The 22774-nt window shown below is 62.1% G+C and carries 20 protein-coding genes; 5 read left to right on the forward strand and 15 right to left on the reverse strand.

Features of this window, described 5'->3' with window-relative positions; genetic code table 11:
* Window positions 1-40 precede the first annotated feature (40 nt).
* The 8 genes from murQ to FOI68_RS03415 all read right to left on the reverse strand — a co-directional run bounded on the left by murQ (window position 41) and on the right by FOI68_RS03415 (window position 8823).
* The gene (gene murQ / locus FOI68_RS03380) at window positions 41-946 is read right to left on the reverse strand and encodes an N-acetylmuramic acid 6-phosphate etherase (RefSeq protein WP_029097686.1); all 906 of its coding nucleotides are present in this window, start codon (window positions 944-946) and stop codon (window positions 41-43) included.
* A 44-nt stretch (window positions 947-990) separates the two neighbouring features.
* Window positions 991-1953 carry an ABC transporter ATP-binding protein gene (locus FOI68_RS03385; RefSeq protein ID WP_143862324.1) on the reverse strand — a complete coding sequence of 321 codons (963 nt, stop codon included), beginning with the start codon at window positions 1951-1953 and terminating at the stop codon, window positions 991-993.
* On the reverse strand, window positions 1950-2924 hold the full coding sequence (locus FOI68_RS03390; RefSeq protein WP_143862325.1) for an ABC transporter ATP-binding protein: 975 nt from the start codon (window positions 2922-2924) through the stop codon (window positions 1950-1952). The genes FOI68_RS03385 and FOI68_RS03390 overlap by 4 nt, the downstream gene beginning before the upstream one ends.
* Window positions 2925-2942: 18 nt before the next feature.
* Window positions 2943-4160 carry a serine hydrolase domain-containing protein gene (locus FOI68_RS03395; RefSeq protein WP_143862326.1) on the reverse strand — a complete coding sequence of 406 codons (1218 nt, stop codon included), beginning with the start codon at window positions 4158-4160 and terminating at the stop codon, window positions 2943-2945.
* Window positions 4161-4173: 13 nt separating this feature from the next.
* Window positions 4174-5007 carry an ABC transporter permease gene (locus FOI68_RS03400; RefSeq protein WP_143862327.1) on the reverse strand — a complete coding sequence of 278 codons (834 nt, stop codon included), beginning with the start codon at window positions 5005-5007 and terminating at the stop codon, window positions 4174-4176.
* A 16-nt stretch (window positions 5008-5023) separates the two neighbouring features.
* The gene (locus tag FOI68_RS03405; protein ID WP_044898354.1) at window positions 5024-5965 is read right to left on the reverse strand and encodes an ABC transporter permease; all 942 of its coding nucleotides are present in this window, start codon (window positions 5963-5965) and stop codon (window positions 5024-5026) included.
* Window positions 5966-6035: 70 nt separating this feature from the next.
* The gene (locus tag FOI68_RS03410) at window positions 6036-7583 is read right to left on the reverse strand and encodes an ABC transporter substrate-binding protein (RefSeq protein ID WP_143862328.1); all 1548 of its coding nucleotides are present in this window, start codon (window positions 7581-7583) and stop codon (window positions 6036-6038) included.
* Between the two features lie 22 nt (window positions 7584-7605).
* Complete coding sequence (locus FOI68_RS03415) at window positions 7606-8823, reverse strand: anhydro-N-acetylmuramic acid kinase (RefSeq protein ID WP_044898352.1); 1218 nt, start codon at window positions 8821-8823, stop codon at window positions 7606-7608.
* A gap of 356 nt (window positions 8824-9179) precedes the next feature.
* On the opposite strand from FOI68_RS03415, the gene FOI68_RS03420 reads away from it, so the two are divergent.
* Window positions 9180-10184, forward strand: coding sequence for an iron-hydroxamate ABC transporter substrate-binding protein (locus FOI68_RS03420; protein ID WP_255433353.1), 1005 nt, complete (start codon window positions 9180-9182; stop codon window positions 10182-10184).
* Window positions 10185-10249: 65 nt separating this feature from the next.
* On the opposite strand, the gene FOI68_RS03425 is transcribed toward FOI68_RS03420, so the two are convergent.
* The 3 genes from FOI68_RS03425 to FOI68_RS03435 all read right to left on the reverse strand — a co-directional run bounded on the left by FOI68_RS03425 (window position 10250) and on the right by FOI68_RS03435 (window position 13014).
* Window positions 10250-11074, reverse strand: coding sequence for an alpha/beta hydrolase (locus FOI68_RS03425; RefSeq protein ID WP_143862476.1), 825 nt, complete (start codon window positions 11072-11074; stop codon window positions 10250-10252).
* A 126-nt stretch (window positions 11075-11200) separates the two neighbouring features.
* Window positions 11201-12145: a nucleoside hydrolase gene (locus FOI68_RS03430; RefSeq protein WP_143862329.1), complete on the reverse strand. Its 945-nt coding sequence runs from the start codon at window positions 12143-12145 to the stop codon at window positions 11201-11203.
* On the reverse strand, window positions 12142-13014 hold the full coding sequence (locus FOI68_RS03435; RefSeq protein WP_143862330.1) for a nucleoside hydrolase: 873 nt from the start codon (window positions 13012-13014) through the stop codon (window positions 12142-12144). Before FOI68_RS03435 ends, FOI68_RS03430 begins: the two co-directional genes overlap by 4 nt.
* Window positions 13015-13287: 273 nt before the next feature.
* On the opposite strand from FOI68_RS03435, the gene FOI68_RS03440 reads away from it, so the two are divergent.
* On the forward strand, window positions 13288-13644 hold the full coding sequence (locus tag FOI68_RS03440) for a hypothetical protein (RefSeq protein ID WP_035300580.1): 357 nt from the start codon (window positions 13288-13290) through the stop codon (window positions 13642-13644).
* A gap of 262 nt (window positions 13645-13906) precedes the next feature.
* Here the strand turns inward: FOI68_RS03440 and FOI68_RS03445 are convergent, their stop codons facing one another.
* Window positions 13907-14104 (reverse strand): hypothetical protein, encoded by a 198-nt coding sequence (locus FOI68_RS03445; protein ID WP_065067991.1) that lies wholly within the window; start codon window positions 14102-14104, stop codon window positions 13907-13909.
* Window positions 14105-14205: 101 nt separating this feature from the next.
* Between FOI68_RS03445 and FOI68_RS03450 the strand changes: the two genes are divergently transcribed.
* Together FOI68_RS03450 and bluB are read left to right on the forward strand one after the other, a co-directional pair.
* Complete coding sequence (locus tag FOI68_RS03450; protein ID WP_143862331.1) at window positions 14206-14520, forward strand: hypothetical protein; 315 nt, start codon at window positions 14206-14208, stop codon at window positions 14518-14520.
* A gap of 272 nt (window positions 14521-14792) precedes the next feature.
* Window positions 14793-15479: a 5,6-dimethylbenzimidazole synthase gene (gene bluB / locus FOI68_RS03455; RefSeq protein ID WP_035288588.1), complete on the forward strand. Its 687-nt coding sequence runs from the start codon at window positions 14793-14795 to the stop codon at window positions 15477-15479.
* Between the two features lie 182 nt (window positions 15480-15661).
* On the opposite strand, the gene hrpB is transcribed toward bluB, so the two are convergent.
* Together hrpB and helD are read right to left on the reverse strand one after the other, a co-directional pair.
* Window positions 15662-18175, reverse strand: a complete 2514-nt coding sequence (gene hrpB / locus FOI68_RS03460; protein ID WP_143862332.1) for an ATP-dependent helicase HrpB — start codon at window positions 18173-18175, stop codon at window positions 15662-15664.
* A 128-nt stretch (window positions 18176-18303) separates the two neighbouring features.
* On the reverse strand, window positions 18304-20655 hold the full coding sequence (gene helD, locus FOI68_RS03465; protein ID WP_143862333.1) for an RNA polymerase recycling motor HelD: 2352 nt from the start codon (window positions 20653-20655) through the stop codon (window positions 18304-18306).
* Between the two features lie 683 nt (window positions 20656-21338).
* On the opposite strand from helD, the gene FOI68_RS03475 reads away from it, so the two are divergent.
* Window positions 21339-21827 carry a hypothetical protein gene (locus FOI68_RS03475; RefSeq protein ID WP_052660220.1) on the forward strand — a complete coding sequence of 163 codons (489 nt, stop codon included), beginning with the start codon at window positions 21339-21341 and terminating at the stop codon, window positions 21825-21827.
* On the opposite strand, the gene FOI68_RS03480 is transcribed toward FOI68_RS03475, so the two are convergent.
* Window positions 21812-22465 (reverse strand): glycoside hydrolase domain-containing protein, encoded by a 654-nt coding sequence (locus FOI68_RS03480; protein ID WP_143862334.1) that lies wholly within the window; start codon window positions 22463-22465, stop codon window positions 21812-21814. The two genes, FOI68_RS03475 and FOI68_RS03480, sit on opposite strands and share 16 nt — an antisense overlap.
* Window positions 22466-22774: the final 309 nt, after the last annotated feature.

Below are 22774 nucleotides of genomic sequence, written 5' to 3' on the forward strand. Positions count from 1 at the left end.
TTTCACCATCATGGAATCGTTGTGCCGATCCGCCGGGTGGTTAGCCCAGCCCATCCAGCACGTCCCTGATTCTGCCGCCGGCTTCGTCCAGCAGCCGTCTTGCTTCTTCCGCTCCCCGTCCGGTCAGCTTCATCACGATCGCCGTCTTGGCGTCCCCGTTCGCCAGCTCGGCCAGGCGCTCCGCCTCCGCATAGCTGGCTCCGGTCACTTCCATCACGATCCGCTTCACCCGCTCCCGCAATTTGACGTTGGTCGCCTGCACGCTTACCATCAGGTTGCCGTACACCTTGCCCAGCTTGATCATCGTTGCCGTGGTCAGCATGTTCAGCACCAGCTTTTGCGCCGTCCCCGCCTTCAGCCGGGTGGAACCGGTCAGCACTTCCGGCCCGACGACCACGTTGATCGCCACGTCGGCAAACGCGTCGATCACGGCGTGTTCGTTGCAGGAGAGGGCGATCGTCGCCGCATTCAGTCTGCGCGCTTCCCGGAGGGCGCCGATCACGTAGGGCGTGCGGCCGCTGGCGGCGATGCCCACCACTACGTCTCCCGCCTTTACCCCGTACGTGTGAACGTCCTGCCGTCCCAGCTCAGGGCTGTCTTCCGCTCCTTCGATCGCCCGGACCATCGCGGCGGGGCCGCCGGCGATCACGCCCTGCACCAGCTCCGGGTCGGTGCCGAACGTCGGCGGGCATTCGGACGCGTCCAGGATGCCCAGCCGGCCGCTCGTGCCGGCGCCGAAGTAGAACAGCCGCCCGCCGTTTTCCAGCGACGCCGCGATCAGTTCCACCGCGTCCGCCACCTGGTCCAGCACCCGTTCCACGGCGAACGGCACTTTTTTGTCCTCCTCGTTCATCAGGCGCAGGATTTCCCGCACGGAGAGCCGATCCAACTGCTGCGTTTCTTCATTCGGCAATTCGGTGGTCAATTCCTCCAGTTTTTCCATCATCTTCTCTCCCAACCTCCTCAATCTGCTTCCTCCGCCGCGGATATTTACGCCAGATGGCAGGCGACCAGATGGCCGGGCTCGGCTTCCTTGAGCGGCGGCACGGTCGTCCGGCACACCTCCATGCAGTGACGGCAGCGCGGATGAAACTGGCAGCCCGACGGGGGATTGGCCGGACTGGGCAAATCCCCTTCCAGGATGATCCGGTTCACCTCCCGGGTGGGATCGGGAACGGGAACGGCGGAGAGCAGCGCCTGCGTGTAAGGATGGGTCGGCCGTTCGTACAGCGCCGCCTTGTCCGCCACCTCCACCACTTTGCCCAGGTACATGACCGCCACCCGGTCGGAGATGTGGCGCACCACGCTCAAGTCGTGGGAGATGAACAGATAGGTCAACTGAAACTCCCGCTGCAGGTCTTTCAGCAGATTGAGAATCTGCGCCTGGATGGAAACGTCCAGCGCGGAGACGGGCTCGTCGGCGACGACCAGCTTGGGCCGCAGAATCAGCGCCCGGGCGATGCCGATCCGCTGCCGCTGTCCGCCGGAAAACTCGTGCGGAAAGCGGTCCAGATGCTGTCTGGTCAGCCCGACGATCTCGATCATCTCCTCCACCCGCTTCCGCCGCTCGGCCGGCGTGCCGATGCCGTGGACAATCAGCGGGTCCTGCAGGATTTGGCCGACGGTCTTGCGCGGATTGAGCGAGGCGAACGGGTCCTGAAAGACGAGCTGCATGTCGCGGCGGGCCGCGCGCAGCTCGGCGGCGTTCAGCGCGCGGATGTCCCGACCCTGAAACAGGATCTCCCCTTCCGTCGGCTCAATCAGGCGCAGAATGCAGCGGCCGGTCGTCGACTTGCCGCAGCCGGACTCGCCGACGATGCTGAGCGTCTCTCCCGGATAGACGGTCAGGTGAACGCCGTCCACGGCACGCACCACCTTTTCCCTGCCCCAGAAGCCCGAATTGACCGGAAAATGCTTTTTCAGACCCTTTACTTCCAGCAGCGGCTGACTCACGCTTCTCCCTCCTCCCGGTACAGCCAGCAGCGGCACTTCTGCGTCGCGGAGACGACGAACAGTTCCGGCATCTGCTCGCGGCAGATCGCCATCGCCTTGGGGCAGCGCGGCGCAAAACGGCAGCCGGCGGGCATTTCGTGCGGGAGCGGCACCGCTCCCGGTATCGCCTGCAGCCGTTCCTGTTCGCCGCTGATGCTCGGCATGGAGCGCAGCAGGCCGACCGTGTAGGGGTGCCTAGGGTCGGCGAACAGGCTCTGCACGTCCGCTTCCTCCACGATCTGGCCGGCGTACATGACGATGACGCGGTGGCACATCTCCGCGACCACGCCCAGGTCGTGGGTAATCAGCAAAATGGCGGTGCCGTGCTCTTGGCGCACCTTTTTCATCAGCTCCAAAATCTGCGCCTGAATCGTCACGTCCAGCGCCGTGGTCGGCTCGTCGGCGATCAGCAGTTGGCGCTGACAGGCCATCGCCATCGCGATCATCACCCGCTGCCGCATGCCGCCGGAGAGCTGGTGCGGATACTCCGCGGCGATCTCCTCCGCCCGCGGGATGCCCACTTCCTTCAACAGATGGACGGCCCGCTCCGCCGCCTCCCGCCGCGACAATCCGAGGTGGCGGCGCAGCGGCTCGGCGATTTGCTTGCCGATCGGATGCAGCGGATTGAGCGCGGTCATCGGCTCCTGAAAAATCATCGCGATCCGGTTGCCACGAATCGACTGCATCTCCTTTTCCGACAGCCGCAGCACGTCCGTGCCGGCAAACCGGATGCTGCCGTCCAGCTTGGCGCTGCTGCCCAACAGGCGCATGATGGACAGACTGGTGACGCTTTTGCCGCAGCCGGATTCGCCGACGACGCCCAGCGTCTCCCCCGCTTCGACGGAAAAGCTGACATCTTCGACGACCGTCAGCGTTCGGCCGGCTTGGGCAAACGTGGTTCTCAGGTGCTCCACTTCCAACATGGGTGCCATGGCGTTTCCCCCTTCTCCTCAGGATGTTCGGGTTGACCCGCTGACGAGCGACAAGACCCGGTTGTGAAACGCTTTTCGCCAGCGCGGCATCAGCGGGCTGACAGCGGGATGGACGCGGTTGGTGAGCGCGATCAGCGTGGCCCCCCGGACCGGATCGCACCAGATCGACGTGCCGGTAAACCCGGTGTGGCCAAAGGCGCCGGGAGACAGCAGATCCCCTCCCGTGCAGCCGGCGGCCGCCGCCTCCAGCGGTCCCGCCTGGGCGGACGCCTCCCAGCCCAACGCGCGCGCCGGAGCCAGCCGGCCGGTCCGGCAGCCCGCCGCAAACGCGAGCAGAACCGGGTCCAGGCGCACCTGGGCGTCGGCGGACGTCCAGATCCGCATGTAGCGCTCCACGTCCCGCGCGGTGGAAAAGAGGCCGGCGTGGCCGCTCACGCCGTCCAGGCCGTAATGGCAGTTGCCGTCATGCGCCGTGCCGCGGATGATCCCCTCCCGCCAGGCGAAGCGGTCCAGACGCTCCCGCAGCCGCCCGGCGTACGGATGGCCGACCGCCGTCATCTGCTCCGCCTGCTGGCGGGACAGGTCCTGTTCGTACGCGTTGCCGTCCTCCGTCGGGGCGATCAGCCGGCTGTCGACGCCGCGCGCCAGCGGACGGTACCCGGTCGCCGTCATGCCCATCGGCTGAAAGATCAGCCGCTCGGCCAACCGGTCCAGCGGTTCGTCCCAAATGCGCTCCAGGAGAAAGCCGAGCAGCATGAAGCCCAGATCGCTGTAGATCACCTGTTTGCCCGGCTCGCCCGCCAGCGGTTCGGCGGCGATCAGGGAGAGGTAGTCGTCCCTCCCGCGCGCCAGCAGATAGTACGGACGCCATGCCGGCAGGCCGGAGGTGTGGGTCAGCAGGTGCAGGAGGGTAATCCGCCGCTTGCGCGGGTCCTCCGCCCGTTCCCACTCCGGCAGGTGAATCTCCAGGGGATCGCTGAGCGACAGCTTCCCCGTCTGCACGCTCAACAGCACGAGCGGCAGGGTGACGATCACCTTGGTCAGCGAAGCCAGATCGTAGACGGTTTCCGCTGACGGGAGAGCCGTTTGTTCTCCCCTCCCGAGGCTTCCGCGGGCGACCACCATCGGCGGCTCGTCGCCGATGGTCAGGCTGGCGACGCCTCCGGGAAAAATCCCCCGGGCGATGCCTTCGTCCAGACTTTCCGCCAGCTGACGCCGGATTCGTTCCTTGTCCATCCGCTCTCCCCCCTTATCTCTTCCGATGCTTCGGATCGAGAATGTCGCGCACCGCGTCGCCGAACATGTTGAAGGCGAGAATCGTGACCGTCATGGCGACGCACGGCCAAACGATCATCCCCGGGGCCAGCTCCATGTAGCGGCGCGCTTCGGAAATCATCCCGCCCCATGACGGGTCGGGCGGCTGAATGCCCAATCCGAGAAAGCTGAGAGCCGATTCCGTCAGGATGGCACCGGAGATGGCCAGGGTCGCCTGCACCAGGAGCGGCGCCGTCACGTTTGGAAATATCTCCAGAAACAGGATGCGCGGCGTTCCCGCGCCGATTGCCCGGGCGCTTTCCACAAACTCCAGGTTTTTCACGGACAGGACGGCGCTGCGCACCGTCCGGGTAAACACCGGAATGTTGACGATTCCGATCGCCAAAATCGTATTGCTCGTGCCCGGTCCCAGCGCCGCCACGATGGCAAGCGCCAGCAGGATTTCCGGAAAGGCGAACAACACGTCCATCACCCGCATGATCAAACTGTCCATCCAGCGGCCGAAATACCCCGCGATCAGCCCGAACAAGGTGCCGAACGCGGCGCTGAGCAGCACGGACGAAAGGCCCACGGTCAGCGATACCCGCGCGCCGTAGATAATCCGGCTGAACAGGTCGCGGCCGAACTGGTCCGTCCCCAGCAAAAACTGGCCGGAGCTACCCTCCATGCGGTGGTCCGGAAACATCTGCGTCGGATCGTGCGGGGCGATGACGGGCGCCAGCGCCGCAGCGGCAGCCAGAACGGCGAGAACGGCGAGACAGACGACGGCGGTTTTGTTTTCCCGAAAGCGTCGGCGAAATGTGCTCATGAACGATTTCTCCTCGCTAGTACTTGATGCGCGGGTCAATCCAGGTGTAGATGATGTCGATCAGCAGGTTGACCAGGACGAACACCAGCGCCACAAACAGCACGCCTCCCTGCACCACCGGGTAGTCGCGCTGGTAGATGCCCTCCAGCACGTACTGACCCAGGCCGGGTATGGAGAACAACTGCTCCACGATCACCGAGCCGCCCAGCAGGTACCCGATCTGCATGCCGGCGATGGTCACGATCGGAATGGACGAGTTGCGCAGGGCGTGGCCGAACACGACCGTCCACATGCTGTTTCCCTTGGCCCGCGCGGTGCGGATGAAGTCCTTTTCCATCGTCTCCAGAAACGCCGAGCGCGTCATCCTGAGCACCCCGGCGGCAATGACGATGCCCATCGTGACCGCCGGCAGCAGAAAGACCTGCAGCGCCTCCCCCGGATCTTCCCAAAAGCTGACCACGTCAATCGGCGGGAACCAGCCGAAATACAGCGACAGCACGAGCAACAAAAGCGTCCCGACGGCGAAGTTGGGAACGGAGATGCCGAGCAGGGTGGCGATGCGCACGACGATGTCCGTTTTCGAGTGGACGCGGATCGCTGACAGGATGCCCAGCGGGATGGCGATCGTCCAGCCGATCAGCACGGCGAACAGGGTGAGCTGCAGCGTGATCGAAAAGCGCTTCAGAATCTGCGGCAGAATCTCCTCGCCGGTGTGGACGGAAACGCCAAAGTCCCCTTTCACCAAACCGCCCAGCCAGGACAGGTACTGGGTGATCAGCGGCTCATCCAGCCCCATGCGTGTGCGGAGGGCGGCGATCGCTTCCGGCGTGGCGTTGGTCCCCAGCATGATGGAAGCGGGGTCGCCCGGCACGAGATGCAGGATGGTAAAGACGAGCACGGAGATCCCGAACAGGATGGGGACAAGGCCGACGATGCGTTTGATGACATAGCTTCCCACGTATTACCCCTCCTCGGAAAAGAAGAAGCGGGGAGACGGCGGCTCCCCGGCTTCCTTGGCGCTTCCTGCGCTATTTGACGGACGCCTGGAGCAGCGCGGTGGATTCGCCCGCCGCCGTCGGATGGAACGACACGTTGTCGCGGACCGCGTAAAAGCTCTTCGGGGAAGCGAGGAACAGGTTGGGCGCGTCCTCCACCAGCAGCTTCTGCGCCTCGTCGTACAGCTTCTTCCGCTCGGTCTGGTCGACGGTCTGCAGCGCTTTGACGACCAGTTCGTCAAAGCGCGGGTTGGAGTAGTTCCAGACGTTGGCGGAGCCGTCCGTGTGGAAAAAGAAGCGCAGCGAGCGGTCGGAGTCCGTCCCGGACGTGTTGCGGCCGACCAGAAGCGACATCTCCTTGGACTTCCAGGTCTGGATGTAGTTGCCCCACTCCAGTTGGTTGATCTTGGCGTTGATGCCGACGGCTTTCAACTGCTGCTGCAGCACCTGCGCCGTCTCCACCATGTCCGGATAGGTGGATGCCGTCTCGATCACCGTGTCAAAGCCGTTGGGGTAGCCGGCCTCCGCCAGAAGCTGCTTCGCTTTGTCCAGGTTTTGCTTGTAGCTGTCGTAGGTATTGGGATCGAGCGCCCAGTTAGCCGCAGCCGGAGAGATCGGCCCGGTCAGCGACGCCTGTCCCTTCCACACCGTCTGCACGATCTGGTTGCGGTCCACCGCATAGCTGATCGCCTGGCGCACGCGCGGGTCGTCAAACGGCTTTTTCTTCACGTTGATGCCGAGGTAGCTGTACTCCAGCGACTGGTAGCTTTTCACCTGCACGCCCGGCTTGCCATCCAGGAGCGTGGCCGAGTCGGCGGAGATGCTGGTGATGTCCACCTTTCCGGAGCGGATCGCGGCCAGCCGCTCCGCTTCATCCTTCATGATCTGGAACTTGATCGCGTCCACTTTCGGCAGACCCTTTTGGAAATAGTCGGGATTTTTCTTCAACAGCACGTACTGCCCCGGCTCGTTTTTCTCCAGCATGAACGGTCCCGTTCCCACCGCTTCCTTGTTGAGGTCAGCCACTTCCTTCGGCACGACCGCGGCAAACGAGCTGGCCATGTTGGTCAGCAAGGCGGCGTCCGGGTGTTTCAGCTTGAACACGACCGTGACCGGATCTTTTGCTTCGATCGCGTCCACGCTGGCGAAGTACGACTTGGCGATGGAGCCGGTCTCGGGATTGAGAATCCGCTCAAAGCTGTACTTGACGTCTTCCGCCGTCATCTCCCGCCCGTTGTGAAACTTCACGCCCTTGCGCAGGGTGAAGGTAACCGTTTTGCCGTCCGGGGAAATCTCCCACTTCTCGGCCAGGCTGGGGGTGACGTTCAGGTTTTCGTCCAGCCGGGTCAAGCCGTCGTAAACCAGTGCGTAGACGCGGACGCTGGACGCGGCCGGCACCTTGTGCGGATCAAAGCCGACAGGGTCCTGATCCGCCGCGACGACCAGCTCGGTCTTGCCGCTTCCGCCCTGCTGCCCCGCCTGCGGATTAGCCGTATCGCTCGCAGAGCCGCCTCCGCCGCTGCAGGCGGAAAGCAGCAAGGAAAATGACAGGAAAATACCTGCCCATGCCCGTTTTTTCACGTTGATTCCCCCCTGTTTTTGTTCAATAACAAATGTTTCCCAAGACGACCGCCCGTTTGGCCCCGGTGACGGACGGCACGCTGCTCGGCCGGCCCATCAGCGTTTCGTGGCCCAAAATGGCAAAGGCCATCGCCTCTTTGGCGTCGTCCGGGACGCCGTACGCGTCCGTCGTCGTCAGCCGGATGCCCGCCGGCAGGCGATCCTGGAGCATCCGGAGCAGCGTCTCGTTGCGGGCGCCGCCGCCGGAGACGATTACTTCGTGCACCGGCGTGGCCGGCAGCACAAACGATTCGTACGCCGCCGCAATCGTGGCCGCCGTCAGCGCCGTCGCCGTGGCCACCAGATCGGCGGCGGAGAGGCCGCGCGCGTCTTTCTCGGCCCACAGCTTCTCGGCAAACGCCCGACCGTACGTCTCCCGCCCCGTGCTTTTCGGCGGCGCCAGCCGGTAGTACGGATCAGCCAGCAGCTCCTGCAGCAGTTCGGCGCAGACCGTCCCTTCGGCTGCCATCCGGCCGCCCTCGTCGAAGCGCTGCCGGCCGTTTGTCGCCATCTGAACGATCTCGTCGATCACCATGTTGCCCGGGCCGGTGTCAAAGGCAACCAGATCGTCGATGGAGGCGCCCGCCGGCAGCACGGTTACGTTGGCAATCCCGCCGATGTTTTGCAGCAGCCGCCCCTTTTCGCCGTGCCGAAACAGGACGTAATCGGCGTATGGGACGAGCGGCGCCCCTTCGCCGTCCGCCGCCAGGTCGCGCGCCCGGAAATTGCCGACGACGGGAATCCCGGTCCGCTCCGCCAGCGTCGACAGCTCGCCGATCTGCAGGGAGGCCCGGATGTCCGTCGTGCCCGCCGGACCGGGAAACGGCGCCCGGCCGGCGACGTGCCAAACAGTCTGCCCGTGCGTGCAGATCGCATCCACTTCGCCGGGAGCGACATCGGCCGCTTCCAGCAGTTCGCTGACCGCGTGGGCGTACCACTCCGCCAGTCCGAAATGGGCCAGGGTCAGCCGGTCGATTCGGGCCGTCTGCGGACTGCACAGCTCGGCCAGCCACTCCCGCAGCTCATCCGAGTACGGCAGGTAGTGAAATTTTCGGAGACGGACCGCGGCGATGGCACCCGCCTGGTCCGTTTCGATCGCCACCAGCGCGGCATCCACTCCGTCGAGCGAGGTTCCCGACATCAATCCGATGACCAAATGCTCCCGTTTCTCCCGGTAGCACCGCTGCGCTTGACCGTCCATTGGGCCACCTCCTTGCGAGCATTCCACAAACAGAATGTTGAAAAAATACAGACTTTAAAGCGCTATCACCATTATATGTAACAAAATTTCTTCAGTCAATTAATAGTAACTAAATTTTATTTCAAGAAAGATAACAAAAGCGGCGGACCTGCCAGGCAAGTCCGCCGCAGCTAGCTGCGTTCTCTTTTTTTCGCGATGATCCGCGCTCATTTGTAAGACAGAGACGTTTGAGAAGACGCACGTTTTTGCGATGGATGTCATTTTCATATTGACAATGATAATAATAATCATTATCTTGTTCGATGTGAGAAACCTCACCGTGCATCCATACATTATCAACATAGGAGGAACTTGTCGTGCGCTTCGGACGAAAACAAATGAAAATGGGCTTGGTTTTCCTCGCGATTATGGTTGTAAGCGTACTGCTTGCAGCTTGCGGAAGTTCCGGAAGTCATTCGGGCGATCACTCGCCGAACGCTTCTGCCGGTTCAAGCCAGCCCGGCGAACAGTCGGCATCTGATCGAGTCATCCAAGACGCCATGGGCCATCATGTAACGATTCCGGCCAATCCGCAACGGATCATCGCCTCGTATTTGGAGGATCCGCTGGTGGCCTTGGGCGTCAAACCAGTCGCCCAATGGTCGGTGGCAGACGGCAAAACGGTTCAGGGTTACCTGCAGTCGGAACTGAAGGGAGTGCCGACGATCAGTTACAATCTTCCCCCCGAAGAAGTGGCGAGTTTTAATCCGGACCTGATTGTCATCGGCTCGCCCTCGTCCGTACAAAACGGTCTGTACGAGGCGTATTCCAAAATTGCGCCGACCTATGTGCTGGGAGACGAAATCAACAGCGATTGGCGGAAAACGCTTCTGAAGATGGGGGAACTCCTTGACAAGAAGAACGAGGTCGAACAACTGCTGAAGCAATACGATCAAAAAGCGGAAGCATTGAAGGCGAAACTGCACCAAACCATCGGCGACCAATCCGTCGCGATTCTCTGGTTGACGCAAAAACAATTCTACGTGGTGGACAAAACGCGTTCCAGCGGCTCCGTTCTGTACGGGGACCTGGGAATCAAAGTCCCGCAGTACCTGTCCGATCTGCCCAGCAGCTCGCAAGCGACATGGAGCCCGGTTTCGCTGGAAAAGCTGGCGCAACTGGACGCCGATCACATCTTCCTGGTCAAGAGCGACACCGAGCAGACATCGGAAATCTTCAACAATCCGATCTGGAAAAACCTCCCTGCCGTCAAGAAAGGACACGTGTATGAAATGAGCTCCGACAGCAGTTGGTTGTACAGCGGATTGCTCGCAGGCCAACAGGTGATGGAAGACGTGTCGAAAATCCTGGCAAACAAATAAGGGCCGCAAAAAGCCGGACACCCGCCTTTGGGTATCCGGCTTTTCTTCGTTGGGGACACCGCATTTCAGCCGCTTGATGCAAACCGTACGGCACGGCTGATCAAGGCCGGCAGCAGCGATAGATGGCCTTCCCCCTCAAACTCCTTGAACTCCACGTGCACTCCGCGGCCTGCCAGGGTCCGCAGGCGTTCCGCCAGTTCCATCGTGTTGTCGTTTACGCGGCTTGGATGGCTGCTCTCCCATTCCCCCACCGCGAGCAGGATGCGGACGTCGATCTTTTCTTGTTTTACGCGGGCCACGAATTGCTGCTCCTCTTCGCGAATGACGCGCTTGTTCCAATGAATGGATGGGCTGCCTGCGACATACGTCCGGAAGGCAAGCGGCTTGGTAAAAAGCGCGTGCAGCACGAAGAGGCCGCCCAGCGAATGGCCGATGATCGTTTGCCTGCCTCTGTCAATCTTGAACCGGCGCTCGATCTCCGGCTTCAGCTCTTCTTCAATGAAACGCAGGAATGCGTCCGCCCCGCCCTGTTCCGGCCATGCTGTCCCGTCGGGTTTCACGGGCAGCTCCGTTACAGGCACCGGCAGCGTAAAATCGTAATGGCGCGCGGGTGGGAACGGATCGTCCGTCGGATAACCGATGCCGACGACAACCGCCGGAACAACTCCCGTCTTCTCGGGTCGTCCTGCCTGCGCTCGAAGCGTCTCCACCATCGTGCCAAACACGGCATTGGCGTCCAGCAAGTACATCACCGGATAGCCTGCAGAAGGCGGCTCTTCCGCAGGTGCTGCCACAACAATTCGATAGTCCCGGTTCGCAGCGCGCGACTGCATCACCCACTGGGTTGTCAGCGGGATTGTGACCTCGCGGCTGACCGGACCGTTGGCCATCGTGACGGATGGTTCAATGATTTTGCGAGCCACCGTGTCGAATCCCTCCCCAATTGACCGTTTCGTTTGCATGCAACTCCTTCATCCTTCCAAGCATCGCTTGGAAACCGTTCCCCGCCCCATTCGTCATCCATCACAACGGGACATGACGTTTTGCAAAAAATGTTCCACAAAACGGCCGGCGTCGACCTCCAGGCAGACATCGACGTTGGGCGGGGCTGCCGGCTGCGGGCGCCTGTCGCCAATCGTCCGCCCGTCGGACAGGCCACCCGACGTGTCTACCTGCACATGCATCGGGACGCTCGTGACAAACGTCGGGTCGATGACCGCCCCGACCGCCAGCGGATCGTGCAGCGCGCAGCCGCGCACATGGCCCACCCGGGCGTAGGCCTCCATGTAAAAGCTGCAGATGTCGGCAAAAAAGCGGCTGACCGGCGTGTCGCGCCTTCTCCACTCCTGCAGGTGGTCGCGGGTGAGCAGCGTCTGCATCGTCACGTCCAGCCCCACCAGCGTAATCGGCAGGCCCGATTGGAAGACGTACGCGGCCGCCTCCGGGTCGGCGCAGATGTTGGCCTCCGCCACCGGCGTGCGGTTGCCCGGTACGGTAACCGCTCCGCCCATCACGACCGCCCGTTTGACCAGCGGGACGATCTCCGGCGCGGCCATGATCGCCAGTGCCAGGTTGGTCAGGCTCCCCACCGTCACCACCGTAACCTCATGCGGGTGGGCCTTGATCGCCGAGATGAGGAAGTCGGCGGCACTCTCCGGCCGGGCCGCCGTCCTCGGCGGAGGCAGTTGGACGTTACCCAGGCCGTTTTCGCCGTGGAACAGCTTTGCCTTTTCCTTCAGCTCCCGAAAGAGCGGCTTGGCCGCTCCCTGAAAGACCGGAATGTGCGCCGCATCCAGCAGCTCCAGCAGCTGCAGCGTGTTGCGCGTCGCCTCTTCCACCGCGATATTGCCGAACGTGGTGGTCACGCCGAGCACGTCCAGTTCGGTCGCGTGCACGGCGTAGGAAATCGCCAGCGCATCGTCAATGCCGGTGTCCACGTCCAGGATCACTTTTTCTCTCATCGGCTGCCCTCCTCTCCCGGAACGATTGCCTGCAGGCTTGGATACGCCTGCGCGGCGTCCACGGCGACGCAGACGTCGACGTCCGTTCCGACGCGGGGAACGGCCCGCAGATCGGCCAGCACCGCACCGGCGGACAGCGCACTTTGGCATTCCACCGCCAGTTTCATCCGTTCCGTCCGGGCCGCTTCCGGGCACAGTGCGACCAGCATCGCCGCCAAGGCGTCGAGGCGGGCTGCCACGTCCGTCACGGGCCCAAGCGGCGTTGGCCAGGCTTCCACGGCCACAGGCAGGGACAGGGAGCGGGTGGCGTCGAGCGGCACCAGCGTCAGCGGCAACCCCGCTTCCAGGACGAATCGGGCCGCTTCCGGGTCCGCGTAAACATTGGCTTCGGCCACGGGGGTCACATCGCCCGGCACGCGAATCGCCCCGCCCAGCGCGACCACGCGCTTCAGCTTGCGGCCAAGCTCCGGGTCCCGGGCCGCCGCCAGCGCCAGGTTGGTGAGCGGCCCCAGCGTCACGATCGTCAAGCCGCCCTCAGCCTGCTCCGCCGTCTGCACGATCAGTTCCGCCGCCGATGCGGCTGCGGGCATCCGGCCGGCGTCCGGCAGCGGCAGACTTTTTTCCTGACGAGCCGTCCCCACGGCCGTTCCCCGGCGCAGGAGCGGTTGGACGGCCCCTCTGGCAACCGGCATCTGCTTTGCCCCGGCGAGGGCCGCCACCTCCAGCGCACGTGCCGCCGCCTCCTCCTGATCCGGGCCGACGCAGGTGACGGCGCACACTTCCGCATCCGGCCACCGCAGCGCGCACCAAAGAGCGATCGCATCGTCCCGCCGCGCGCACATGTCGACGAGAAGTTGTCGTTTCTCCACCAGGCTTTCCCCTCTTTCTCTGCTTCAGGCAGTCTGTTTGCCCCTATGCTATCCCAATTGGTCTGAATCGGTCAAATTGTCTGAGACGATGAGCCAACGGACAGCAGACCTGCGGGACGGGCTCTGCGTTCACACTCTTGCGTCCCTTCCATGCGTGGCTTACACTGATGCGTAGAAGTGATTGGACGGCAATTCCGACAGCAGGACATTGCCCGCCGGGGACGACGCGCAAGCCTGTCCCCAAGCGCACCGACAAAGGAGTGGCAGCCCGTCATGCTAACCGTGGAAGACCAGAGCCGGGAGCTGCTGGACAGCCTGCGTGTCCATCTCGTGAAAGTGCTCAGGCGACACAAGCGCAAACCGTACCTGCCCGTCTGGGGTGAACTGTTCTGGGCGCTCCGGGAGATCTCCAAAACCGGACAGCGGCTTGCCCAAGACATCCCCATCTACCCGATCCAGCCGCTCGGAACGCTTCTGTACCGCTATCAAACCGACAAGTTCCAGGTCGACATCCCCGACCCCGGCATCACCATCTCGCTGACCGCCGAGCAGTTGATCGACGCGCTGATCAACGGCAGCTTTGCGCCGGTCGAAACCTTTCCCGCACACAAACCGCCCTCCTTCGGCTAGACACCTGTTGTCAGCTTCAGGAGGGGGCCTTTTGGACACATAAAAAAGAGGCGGTCCCTCCTGCACAGTTTTGGACCGCCGTCACGAACTCCCCAAGTTCGTACATACTAGGAATTGTACTATGCTTTTCGCTTATCGAAAAGTGTCGTCTTTTGTTTTCTTCATAATTTGTCAAATCTGCACCATGGCGGGACGCGATTTACAGGTGCGTGCTCCCGTCTGTCCCGGGGCGGTTCGTTCGGTGCCGCCGTTCATCCTCCCTTCATCCTTCCTGCCGCTTTGCCCCGAACAGGATGTACAGGTAGACGTACTGACTGAGGCTCAGCTTGGGAAAGACGAATGCCAGGGTGGTTTTTCCCGGCAGTTGTTTGACGGCGTAGCGCAGGTTTCTGGCTTGCAGCATTTTGGCCAAGCGGGTCGCGTCGCTCCACGATACGGTAAAGGAAATATTCTGCTCCATCCGGGTCAACACCTCAGGAGCTAGTATTCCCCAGTTCAGGAAAAGTTACGAAACCATTTCCCTGAACCATCCTCAAGGATACCGGCGGGACGGCAGGGTGGATGACCGTGCCCTTGACCGACGGACGACTTGGCTATGTGCCCAAAACGGTGATCACCCAATACGCCGCCTCTTCTCCCAAAACCATTACCGTCCACGCCGAAAAAGGCTACGTGTTCAACATTCCTTCCGGGCTGGGAACCGTGCGGGGCAGTTTTTCCAAAGGCACACGCCTGAACGCCATCGACGAAAACGGGCAGTGGTATTTCCTCTCCACCCCGGACGGGAACGGAGGAACCAGCAAAGGCTTCATCGCGAAAACCGTCGCATGGCAGAGATACCATGGACGGAGATGGCGCGACACATCCCTGCTGTGAACAGACGCCAGGAAGCCCCCACATCGGGAGCTTCGCCGTTTCTTTCGCGAAGGCTGCCCTACCCGCCATCTGCAATTAATAAAAAAAAAAAGCCACCTGTATCGTACAAGCAGCTCATAAAGGGAGGGGTAATACGTGAAGCGTGTACCTTACAGACGGCAGGACGGCAAAAAGGTTGCCGATATTCGCGTTTTTGCGAGTCCGGACCTACGCAAATGGTACAATGTTCACAGCGCAGCATGTCCACTACAACCGCAAGGAGGAAGGCATTCGTGAATCGTTTGTCGGAGGAAGAAAAACGGGGCGTGTACAAGGCCATCGTAAACCGCAGGGACATCCGCACGTTTCTGGACAAGCCCGTTCCGGACGAGAAGCTGCTCGCCATCCTGCAGGCCGGCCACCACGCTCCGTCTGTCGGCTTCATGCAGCCGTGGAATTTTGTCATCATCCGCGACCCGGCGACGAAACAGCAGTTGGCGGAGATCGTGCAAAAGGAGCGGCGGGCGCTGGCCATTCACTACGAGGGGACGGACAGGGAACTCGCCTTTTTGGATCTGAAAATCGAGGGGATCAAGGAAGCGCCGATTACCCTCTGCGTCACCTGCGATCCCACCAGAGGCGGGGACCACGTGCTCGGGCGCAACTCCATACCGGAAACGGACATCATGTCCGTAAGCTGCGCCATCCAAAACATGTGGCTGGCCGCCTATGCGGAAGGCTTGGCCATGGGCTGGGTCAGCTTCTACAAAAAGCCGGATGTGCGCCGCATCCTCGGTATTCCCCCGCATGTGGAACCGGTCGCCCTGCTGTCCATCGGCTACACGGACCACTACCCGGAACGGCCGCTGCTGGAAATCTTCCAATGGGAGCGCAGGCTTGACCTGGAGCGGCTCATCTTCGAAGAAAAATGGGGCCGCCTTCCGGACTCCGTGAAAGCCGGCCAGCCCGTCCGTCCGTAAAAGACGCGCTGGCGGGCCAGTCATACGCAGAAGGTTTCCCCCACCTGGAGGGACGCCGGTTCAACACGTGACCGGCTCTCGCACACGAAAAACAGGGCTGTCCCGTCAAGCGGCATTCGCCGCCGCGGATACAGCCCTGTCTTCGTCAGGTCCTCATTTTTTGGGCACGTGTTGCTTCGGCTTCACGAACGGGGGCGGGTCCGGTTCGTCGGGAGCGCCTCCAGCGGATTGTCCGGCCAGTAGTGTTTGGGGTAACGCCCTTTCAAATCTTTCTTCACCTCGAAATAGGCGCTGCGCCAAAAGCTGGCCAGATCGCGCGTCACCTGTACAGGGCGGTGGGCCGGCGACAGCAGGTGGAGCGTCAGCGGCACCCTTCCCCGGGCGATCCGGGGCGTTTCCTTCAGCCCGAACATCTCCTGCAGCCGCACGGCCAGCACCGGGGCCTCGGGATTGCTGTAGTCGACGGGAATGCGCGAACCGCTGGGCACGACGATATGCGTCGGGGCGTACTCGTCCAGCTCGCGCCGCCGCTCCCAGGAGAGCATCCCGGCGAGGATGTCGGTCAAGGAGAGACGCTGCAGGTCGTCGCGGCTTTTCAATCCGTACAGGTGCGGCCCGAGCCAGTCAGGCAGCGAAGCCGCCAGCGCCTCCTCCGACACGTCTGGCCAGCCCTCCTCGTGCCGGCTCATGAACAGCAGCCGCTGCCAAAACTGGCGGGCCTGCTTGGTCCACGGCAGCATCTCCAGCCCCTCTTCGGCGATCCCGCGAAGCAGCGCAGCCGCGGTCTCTTCCGGATCGGGATCGGCCAGGGGGACGTCTTTCAGCACCAGGGCCCCCAGCCGCTCCCGTTGTCTCGCCCGCACGGCCTGCGCCTCGCGATCCCAGTAGACGGTCGTCTCCGCCTCGATCTGGTCGGCGAAGTGCCGCTCCAGATCGGACACGTCCACCGGAGCAGCGAGATGCACGCGTCCTTCCGCCCCCAGATCGTCCAGTTCGGCTGCCACCAGCCAGGGAGCTTTGGCCAGCGGCTGCGGCCCCGCCAGCGCCGCCCCGCGGCCGTTGCGCAGAAGAAACCGTCCGCTGTCGCGCCTCCGCGCGATCCGGTCGGGGTAGGCGAACGCGAGCAAAAGCCCACACGCGTCCACGTCGTCGCCGCTGTCGTCGGCAATCCCCGCCTCCCGCTTCCAGTGGTTCGCCTCGGCGAGAATCCGCCGGCACGCAGCCGCGTCCACCGTGTAACCGGGCGGTGCGGCATCGCCGGGCCGCCCTCCCGCCGCTGCCTGTCGCAGCGTCTCCACCCGCAGGCGCAGATCGGCGTCGGCCGGAGCATGACCGCTGCGCAAAACGTCCCGTTCACTCAGAATTGCCGCCAGTTCGCACGCCAATCCGCCCAAACCGAGCGGAATGGCCCGCAGGATCATGTGCGCGAGGCGGGGATGTAGACCGAGCTCCGCCATCCGCCGTCCGTGCGGGGTAATCGTACCGCTTTTCTCCAGCGCGCCGAGCTGGACGAGCAGGTCGCGCGCCTGCGCAAGCGCGGCGGCCGGCGGCGGATCGAGCCAGCGCAGCTCCGCCGGGTCCACGACGCCCCAGGCAGCCAGCTCGAGCGCCAGCGGAGCCAGGTCCGATTCCAGAATCTCGGGCGTGTTTCGCAAAGCCAGGTGCCGGTGCTCCTGTTCAGTCCACAGGCGGCGGCATACGCCGGGGCCGAGACGGCCTGCCCGGCCCCGCCGCTGCTCGGCCGACGCCTGCGACACCCGGACGGTTTCCAGCCGCGTCATGCCGGTTCGCGGCGAAAAGCGCGGCACCCGCGCCAGGCCGCTGTCAATCACCACCCGGACCCCTTCCACCGTCAGGCTGGTCTCGGCGATGGAAGTCGCGAGGACAATTTTGCGCTCGCCCGGCCGTCCCGGCGCGATCGCCCGGTCCTGCGCCTCCTGCGGCAGATTCCCGTAGAGGGGGGCCACCCGGACGGAGGCGCCCAAATCCAGCTCGGCGAGCCTTTCTTCCACCCTGCGGATCTCGCCCGCGCCCGGCAAAAAGACGAGGATGTCTCCCGGTTCGGACGCGAGCGCTTCCTGAATCTGGCGGACGACGACCGGTTCGACCGGTCCCTCCACCCGGCGGTCCAGATAGCGCGTCTCCACCGGATAGGCCCTCCCCTCGCTCGTCAGGACCGGCGCATCGCCCAACAGCGCGGCCACCGGCTCGGCGTCCAGCGTGGCGGACATGACCAGGATGCGCAGATCGTCGCGCAGCACGGACTGGGCCTCCAGGCACAGGGCCAATCCCAGGTCGGCGTGAAGGCTGCGCTCGTGAAATTCGTCAAAAATGACCAGTCCCGTGCCCTCAAGAGCCGGGTCGGCCTGCAGCATCCGCGTCAGCACGCCCTCGGTAATCACTTCGATGCGCGTGGCAGGCCCGACCCGGGAATCCAGGCGCACCCGGTACCCCACGGTGTCTCCCACCTGTTCCCCCAGTGAGGCGGCCATGTAGCGGGCCGCCGCCCGCGCAGCCAGACGGCGCGGCTCCAGCATCAGAATGCGGCGTCCGGCCAGCCACGGCTCGTCGAGAAGCGCAAGCGGCACCCGGGTCGTCTTCCCCGCCCCGGGCGCAGCCACCAGCACCGCGCCGCTGCGGGTGCGAAGCGCCTCTTTCAACTCCGGGATGATCGAATCGACGGGCAATGTGTTCATGCGATCACCTCATGTTTGTTCCAGCCGCGAACATCCTGTTCTTCCTCTGCTATTATAGCCGCTTCGCAAGCGGCCGGCACGCGTTTTGACGCACACGGCGGGTGCGGGGGCCCGGCGGCCTGCAGCTGTCAGCTCTCCACGACGTAGGTATCGGGGGAAAGCGCGGTCACAAACGGGCTCACCTCGCCGACGGCATACAGGTGCAGTTCATGCATCGCCCGTGTACAAGCGGTGTAAAACAGCCTGCGTTCCGTCTCCCGCCCGTACTTCGCCCGAGACGCGTCGTAGATGAGCACCGCGTCGAATTCGACGCCTTTGGCCAGATAGGACGGGATGACGAGCACGCCCGGTTCGAAGGAGACCGTCTCCTTGCCGATCAGGCGCACCGGCAGCCTGTCGCTGAGCGCCGCGTGCGCGTCCCGGCTTTCCCGGGCGGTTTTACAGATGACCGCAATCGTCCGGTGTCCCGCATCTTGAAGCGCGCGGATGCGGGCGGCGATCTTGTCGGTCAGGTCGGTCGTGTCGGCGGCTTGCGTCAAGGTCGGCTTCACCCCGTCCCGGTTAAACGGCTGAATCACTTCGCCCCCGGCGATCAGCCCTCGGGTAAACTCGACGATCGGCCGCGTGGACCGGTAGCTCCGCGTCAGCACGATCGTCTCGGTCTGCCCGTCTTCGTACAGCGAAGCGAGCGGGGAAAAGTCCGTTTGGGCATCGACATGGGCGAATATCGCCTGGTTCAAGTCGCCGAGCACGGTCATTCTGCTGTGCGGGAACAGCCGCCGGATAAAGGCGAACTGAAACGGCGAGTAGTCCTGCGCCTCGTCGATAAACACGTGCCGGACCGACGTGTTGGTCTGAAACCCTTCAATCCGCTCCTTTACGTACAAATACGGCGTGGCGTCCTCCCAGAACAGCTCGGATCGGTCCAGCATCTCCACGGTCCGGGCGCAGATCTCCTCCCACTGCTGCGGCAAGGGGACGTCGTTCGCAAAACGAGACGCGTACCGCGGATCGGCGAACAACTGCCGGTAGACGGCCGGCATGTCGACAAATCCCAACTGCTTCACCCACCGGCGCAGCGGATCGAAGTGATCGTTGACGACCGTGGCGGCAAGCAGCTCCCGTTCGCGCTCAAAGTCGTCAAACGTCTCTTCGGTGAAGCGCTTTTGCCGCCGGAGCTTTTGATAGGCGCGGTAATACGCCTCCCGATCAAGCAGGTCGATTTCGTCTTCCACCCACGGTTGGGTTCGCTCCTGGCGCTCCCGCTTCCGCAGCTCCTCCAGCAGCCACTCCGCCGTCAGCCTCATCCGGTTGGGAAGGCGCAGCGAGGGATCGAGCGAGTAAAACTGCTCCCGGATTCGCTCGGCGTCAATCAGGGTCCTGCCGCGGAACGTCACATCCGCAAAGATCATCCCCGCCTGCCCGAGCGATTCCACGTAGCGCTCGATCACCTGCATGAACGCGGCGGACGCCTTGAAGCGGATTCCTTCCATGCGGGCGTCATACCCCGGTTCGTCCATGGCGGTGTAGGCGTATTCCATCTGCGCGAACGGATCTTCGATGCGAAACGTCTCCCCCAGCCTGTGCTCAACGTACGCCTGGAACGTTGTCTGCTGCATGTTCTCCTCCCCCAGTTCGGGAAGGACGGTCGACACGTAGCTGTTAAACAGCGGATTGGGGGAAAACAGCACGATCTGCTCCGCCCGCAGCGTTTCCCGGTACCGGTAGAGGAGATAGGCCACCCGCTGCAGAGCGGCCGACGTCTTGCCGCTTCCCGCCGCCCCCTGCACGACGAGCAGCCGGCTTCGCTCGTTGCGGATGATGCGGTTTTGTTCTTTTTGAATCGTGGCCACGATGCTTTTCATCTGCCCGTCCGCCTGTCTGCCGAGCACTTCCTGCAGCAGTTCGTCGCCGATGGTGACCCCCGTGTCAAACATGCTGCGGATCCGGCCGTCACGGATGATGTACTGCCGCTTCAGCTCCATCGTGCCGGCAATCGTGCCGCCGGGGGTCTCGTACTGCGCCGGTCCGGGCGGGTAGTCGTAGTACAGGCTGGACACCGGCGCCCGCCAATCGTAGACGAGAAACTGTTCGTCCCGTTCGTCGAGCAGGGAGGCGATTCCCAGGTAGATGCGCTCCGCTTCCCGCTCCCCGTCTTCGACAAAATCGATCCGCCCGAAATAGGGCGACTTTCTCAGCTTCCTCAACGTGTCAAGCTGCCTGCTCGCATGGCGGTGGCTGCGTTCCCGCTCCGACAGCACCTCTGCCTGCTGCTTGATGCTCGCGTACGTCTCCACCGCTTCCGTCGCATCGTCAACGTTGACCGTCACGTCGTCCCAGAAGTTTTTGCGGATCTCCACGATGTCCGCCCGCACGTCGCTGACATGCTCCTGCAGACTGCCGATTTTCCGGTCAATCTCGCCGATGACACGTTCAACGCGCTCTTCTTCTTCCCGCCATTCTCTCTCCGTTACGCTCATCGTATCGCTCCTCTTCAGCCAATTTTTTGGGACCACAGTGTTTGACAATCCGGATCATTTGTGGTATGATTATATTGGGATATATTATTCAGTTTTTGTAATTGGTAGTGACCACTCCTCATTCTAACACAGACGGGTGCAAAACACAATGCGGTTGGCGCCGGAAGAACACGTCCGGTTCCACTCGCAGCGAAACGAACGGAATAACGAACGGAATAACGAACGGAATAGAGATAGACCAAACGGAGACGCGCGATTCGTCTCCGTTTTTTCGTGGATGCTGCCAATGATTGCGTTCCGGTCTTTTTTTTCATCCAATCTTTCAGAACGGCTGTAAATCTTCTATACTAATACCATAGATTTCCATGTAAGATCAAGAAAAATTCGAATACACGCCGATCATGGAGGAGGATCATGACGAACCCGTGAACGCATCACAGTTGCTCCTGATACGCACATCTTGAAAGCGACCGTCACATTGAGACTATGTTCGCCAGAGGTTTTACGGGGGACCGCCGACGACCGGCAGGCGGTGGCTGAAGCATGGGAAGCAGCCCTGCTCGGCAGTGGGTTGGCACCCATTGACGTGCATACACCCTTGTGGTTGTGGAGCCGCGCAGGGTTCCCATCACTTGCGGTCTCCAAAGCATCACGAAGCAGGTAAAAGGGGAAGGGGGATTCGATTGAGTACCGTGCTGCAAACAAGTGTACTTGCAGGTTTGCTGACCTTTTTGGCCATAGGGGGATTGCTTGCGAAGGTGCATTGGAAGTGGAAAGCGAACCCGTGGTTGGTTGGCATCATGGTTTTGCTGTTCAATGCTGCACTTTTTGGTGCTGTCTTCCTTACCTATGTCAACATGAGACGCGCCCTGTTTACATGTGTTCCCTGTGCAGTGGTTCTGGGCATCACGGTGTGGTTGACGATTGGCAAACTCTGGCGAGGAACAAAAAAGGAGCGTTTCATTTTGGCGGCAACAGGAAGCAGTCTCTACTGGGTGTTATCCTGTTATGTCCTGTACAGAAGAATGACCGTTACCCCAAGATATCCCGGTGATGATGTATTCATGGCTGCCCTTGGTCTCGACATTGCATTGCTCGTCGCGGGAACTGCTGCTCTCTCCTGTACACTCATGTTGGGATGGCCCCGAAAGGACACTTACCAGAGCCATTGAAACAGCCTGCGGTCCATGAGATTGGTGTCGACCGGACATTCTCTCGCGTTTTCGCCATACTGCCATGCCCACACCTGTGCCGGACAGGGGGGACGTACGGGTGAATACGCCGGTGCTTGACGCGGGGACGATGGGCCCGGCGTAGGCTCCTGGCTCCACAGCACCGTTCGCGTTCTCACCTTTTCACTCTTTTCCTGCGCAAGACAATAGGCTCTGGAAAAGGCGGGTTGACTCGGGTCACAGTAAATCCCCGGACGATATCCCCCCTGATCGACGGCATCCACCCAACCGCGGATCCACGCCTCATCGACCTGAAACCGTTTCTCTATGTTGGCAAACAGCATGGTTCCCTTGGGAATACCGAGCAGTTGAGCATAATACATGCTGTTTCTTGCAGCGATTCGCCCCTGGCCATAGCCGACCGCTTGGGTGAATTTACTGTAAATCGGCAGGATCTTCACGCCGTTGCGATGAAGAAAAGACGCTTCCGCTCTCGTAAGTCCGTCCGCCGCATTGGGTACGGTTGCCAAATACCTCCCCCAGTAGGCAGGTTTGCCGAAGTTGCGAACCACACATTGATACAAATTGTTTCCCACTCGTGAAGCTGAATCTACTCCCCACAGCATTTGTTCCGGCATGCTCGCAGGCCCCCTCACATTTTGTTCCCTCCATATATATGGGGGGAGCAGGGGGAACGACAAACACGTCATATCTGCTTTTATTCTCCAGTGATTTGTGGTATCCTAAAAACTACACAGCGCTGGGACGTTTCCCGTCTTGAACAATAACCAAGGCGTGGTTCACATTGTGGGGAGTAGGTCACCATGCAGCCAAGCTCAAGGGTGATCGGCTGTTAATCTTCAGGGTTTTGTGGTATCTTAAACCCAGCAGCATTTGTGCACACTAAAAAAGACCAACAGCGCGGCAACGCTGTCGGTCTTGCACAA

This window comes from Brevibacillus sp. LEMMJ03 (assembly GCF_007197875.1).
GTDB lineage: Bacteria > Bacillota > Bacilli > Brevibacillales > Brevibacillaceae > Brevibacillus > Brevibacillus thermoruber.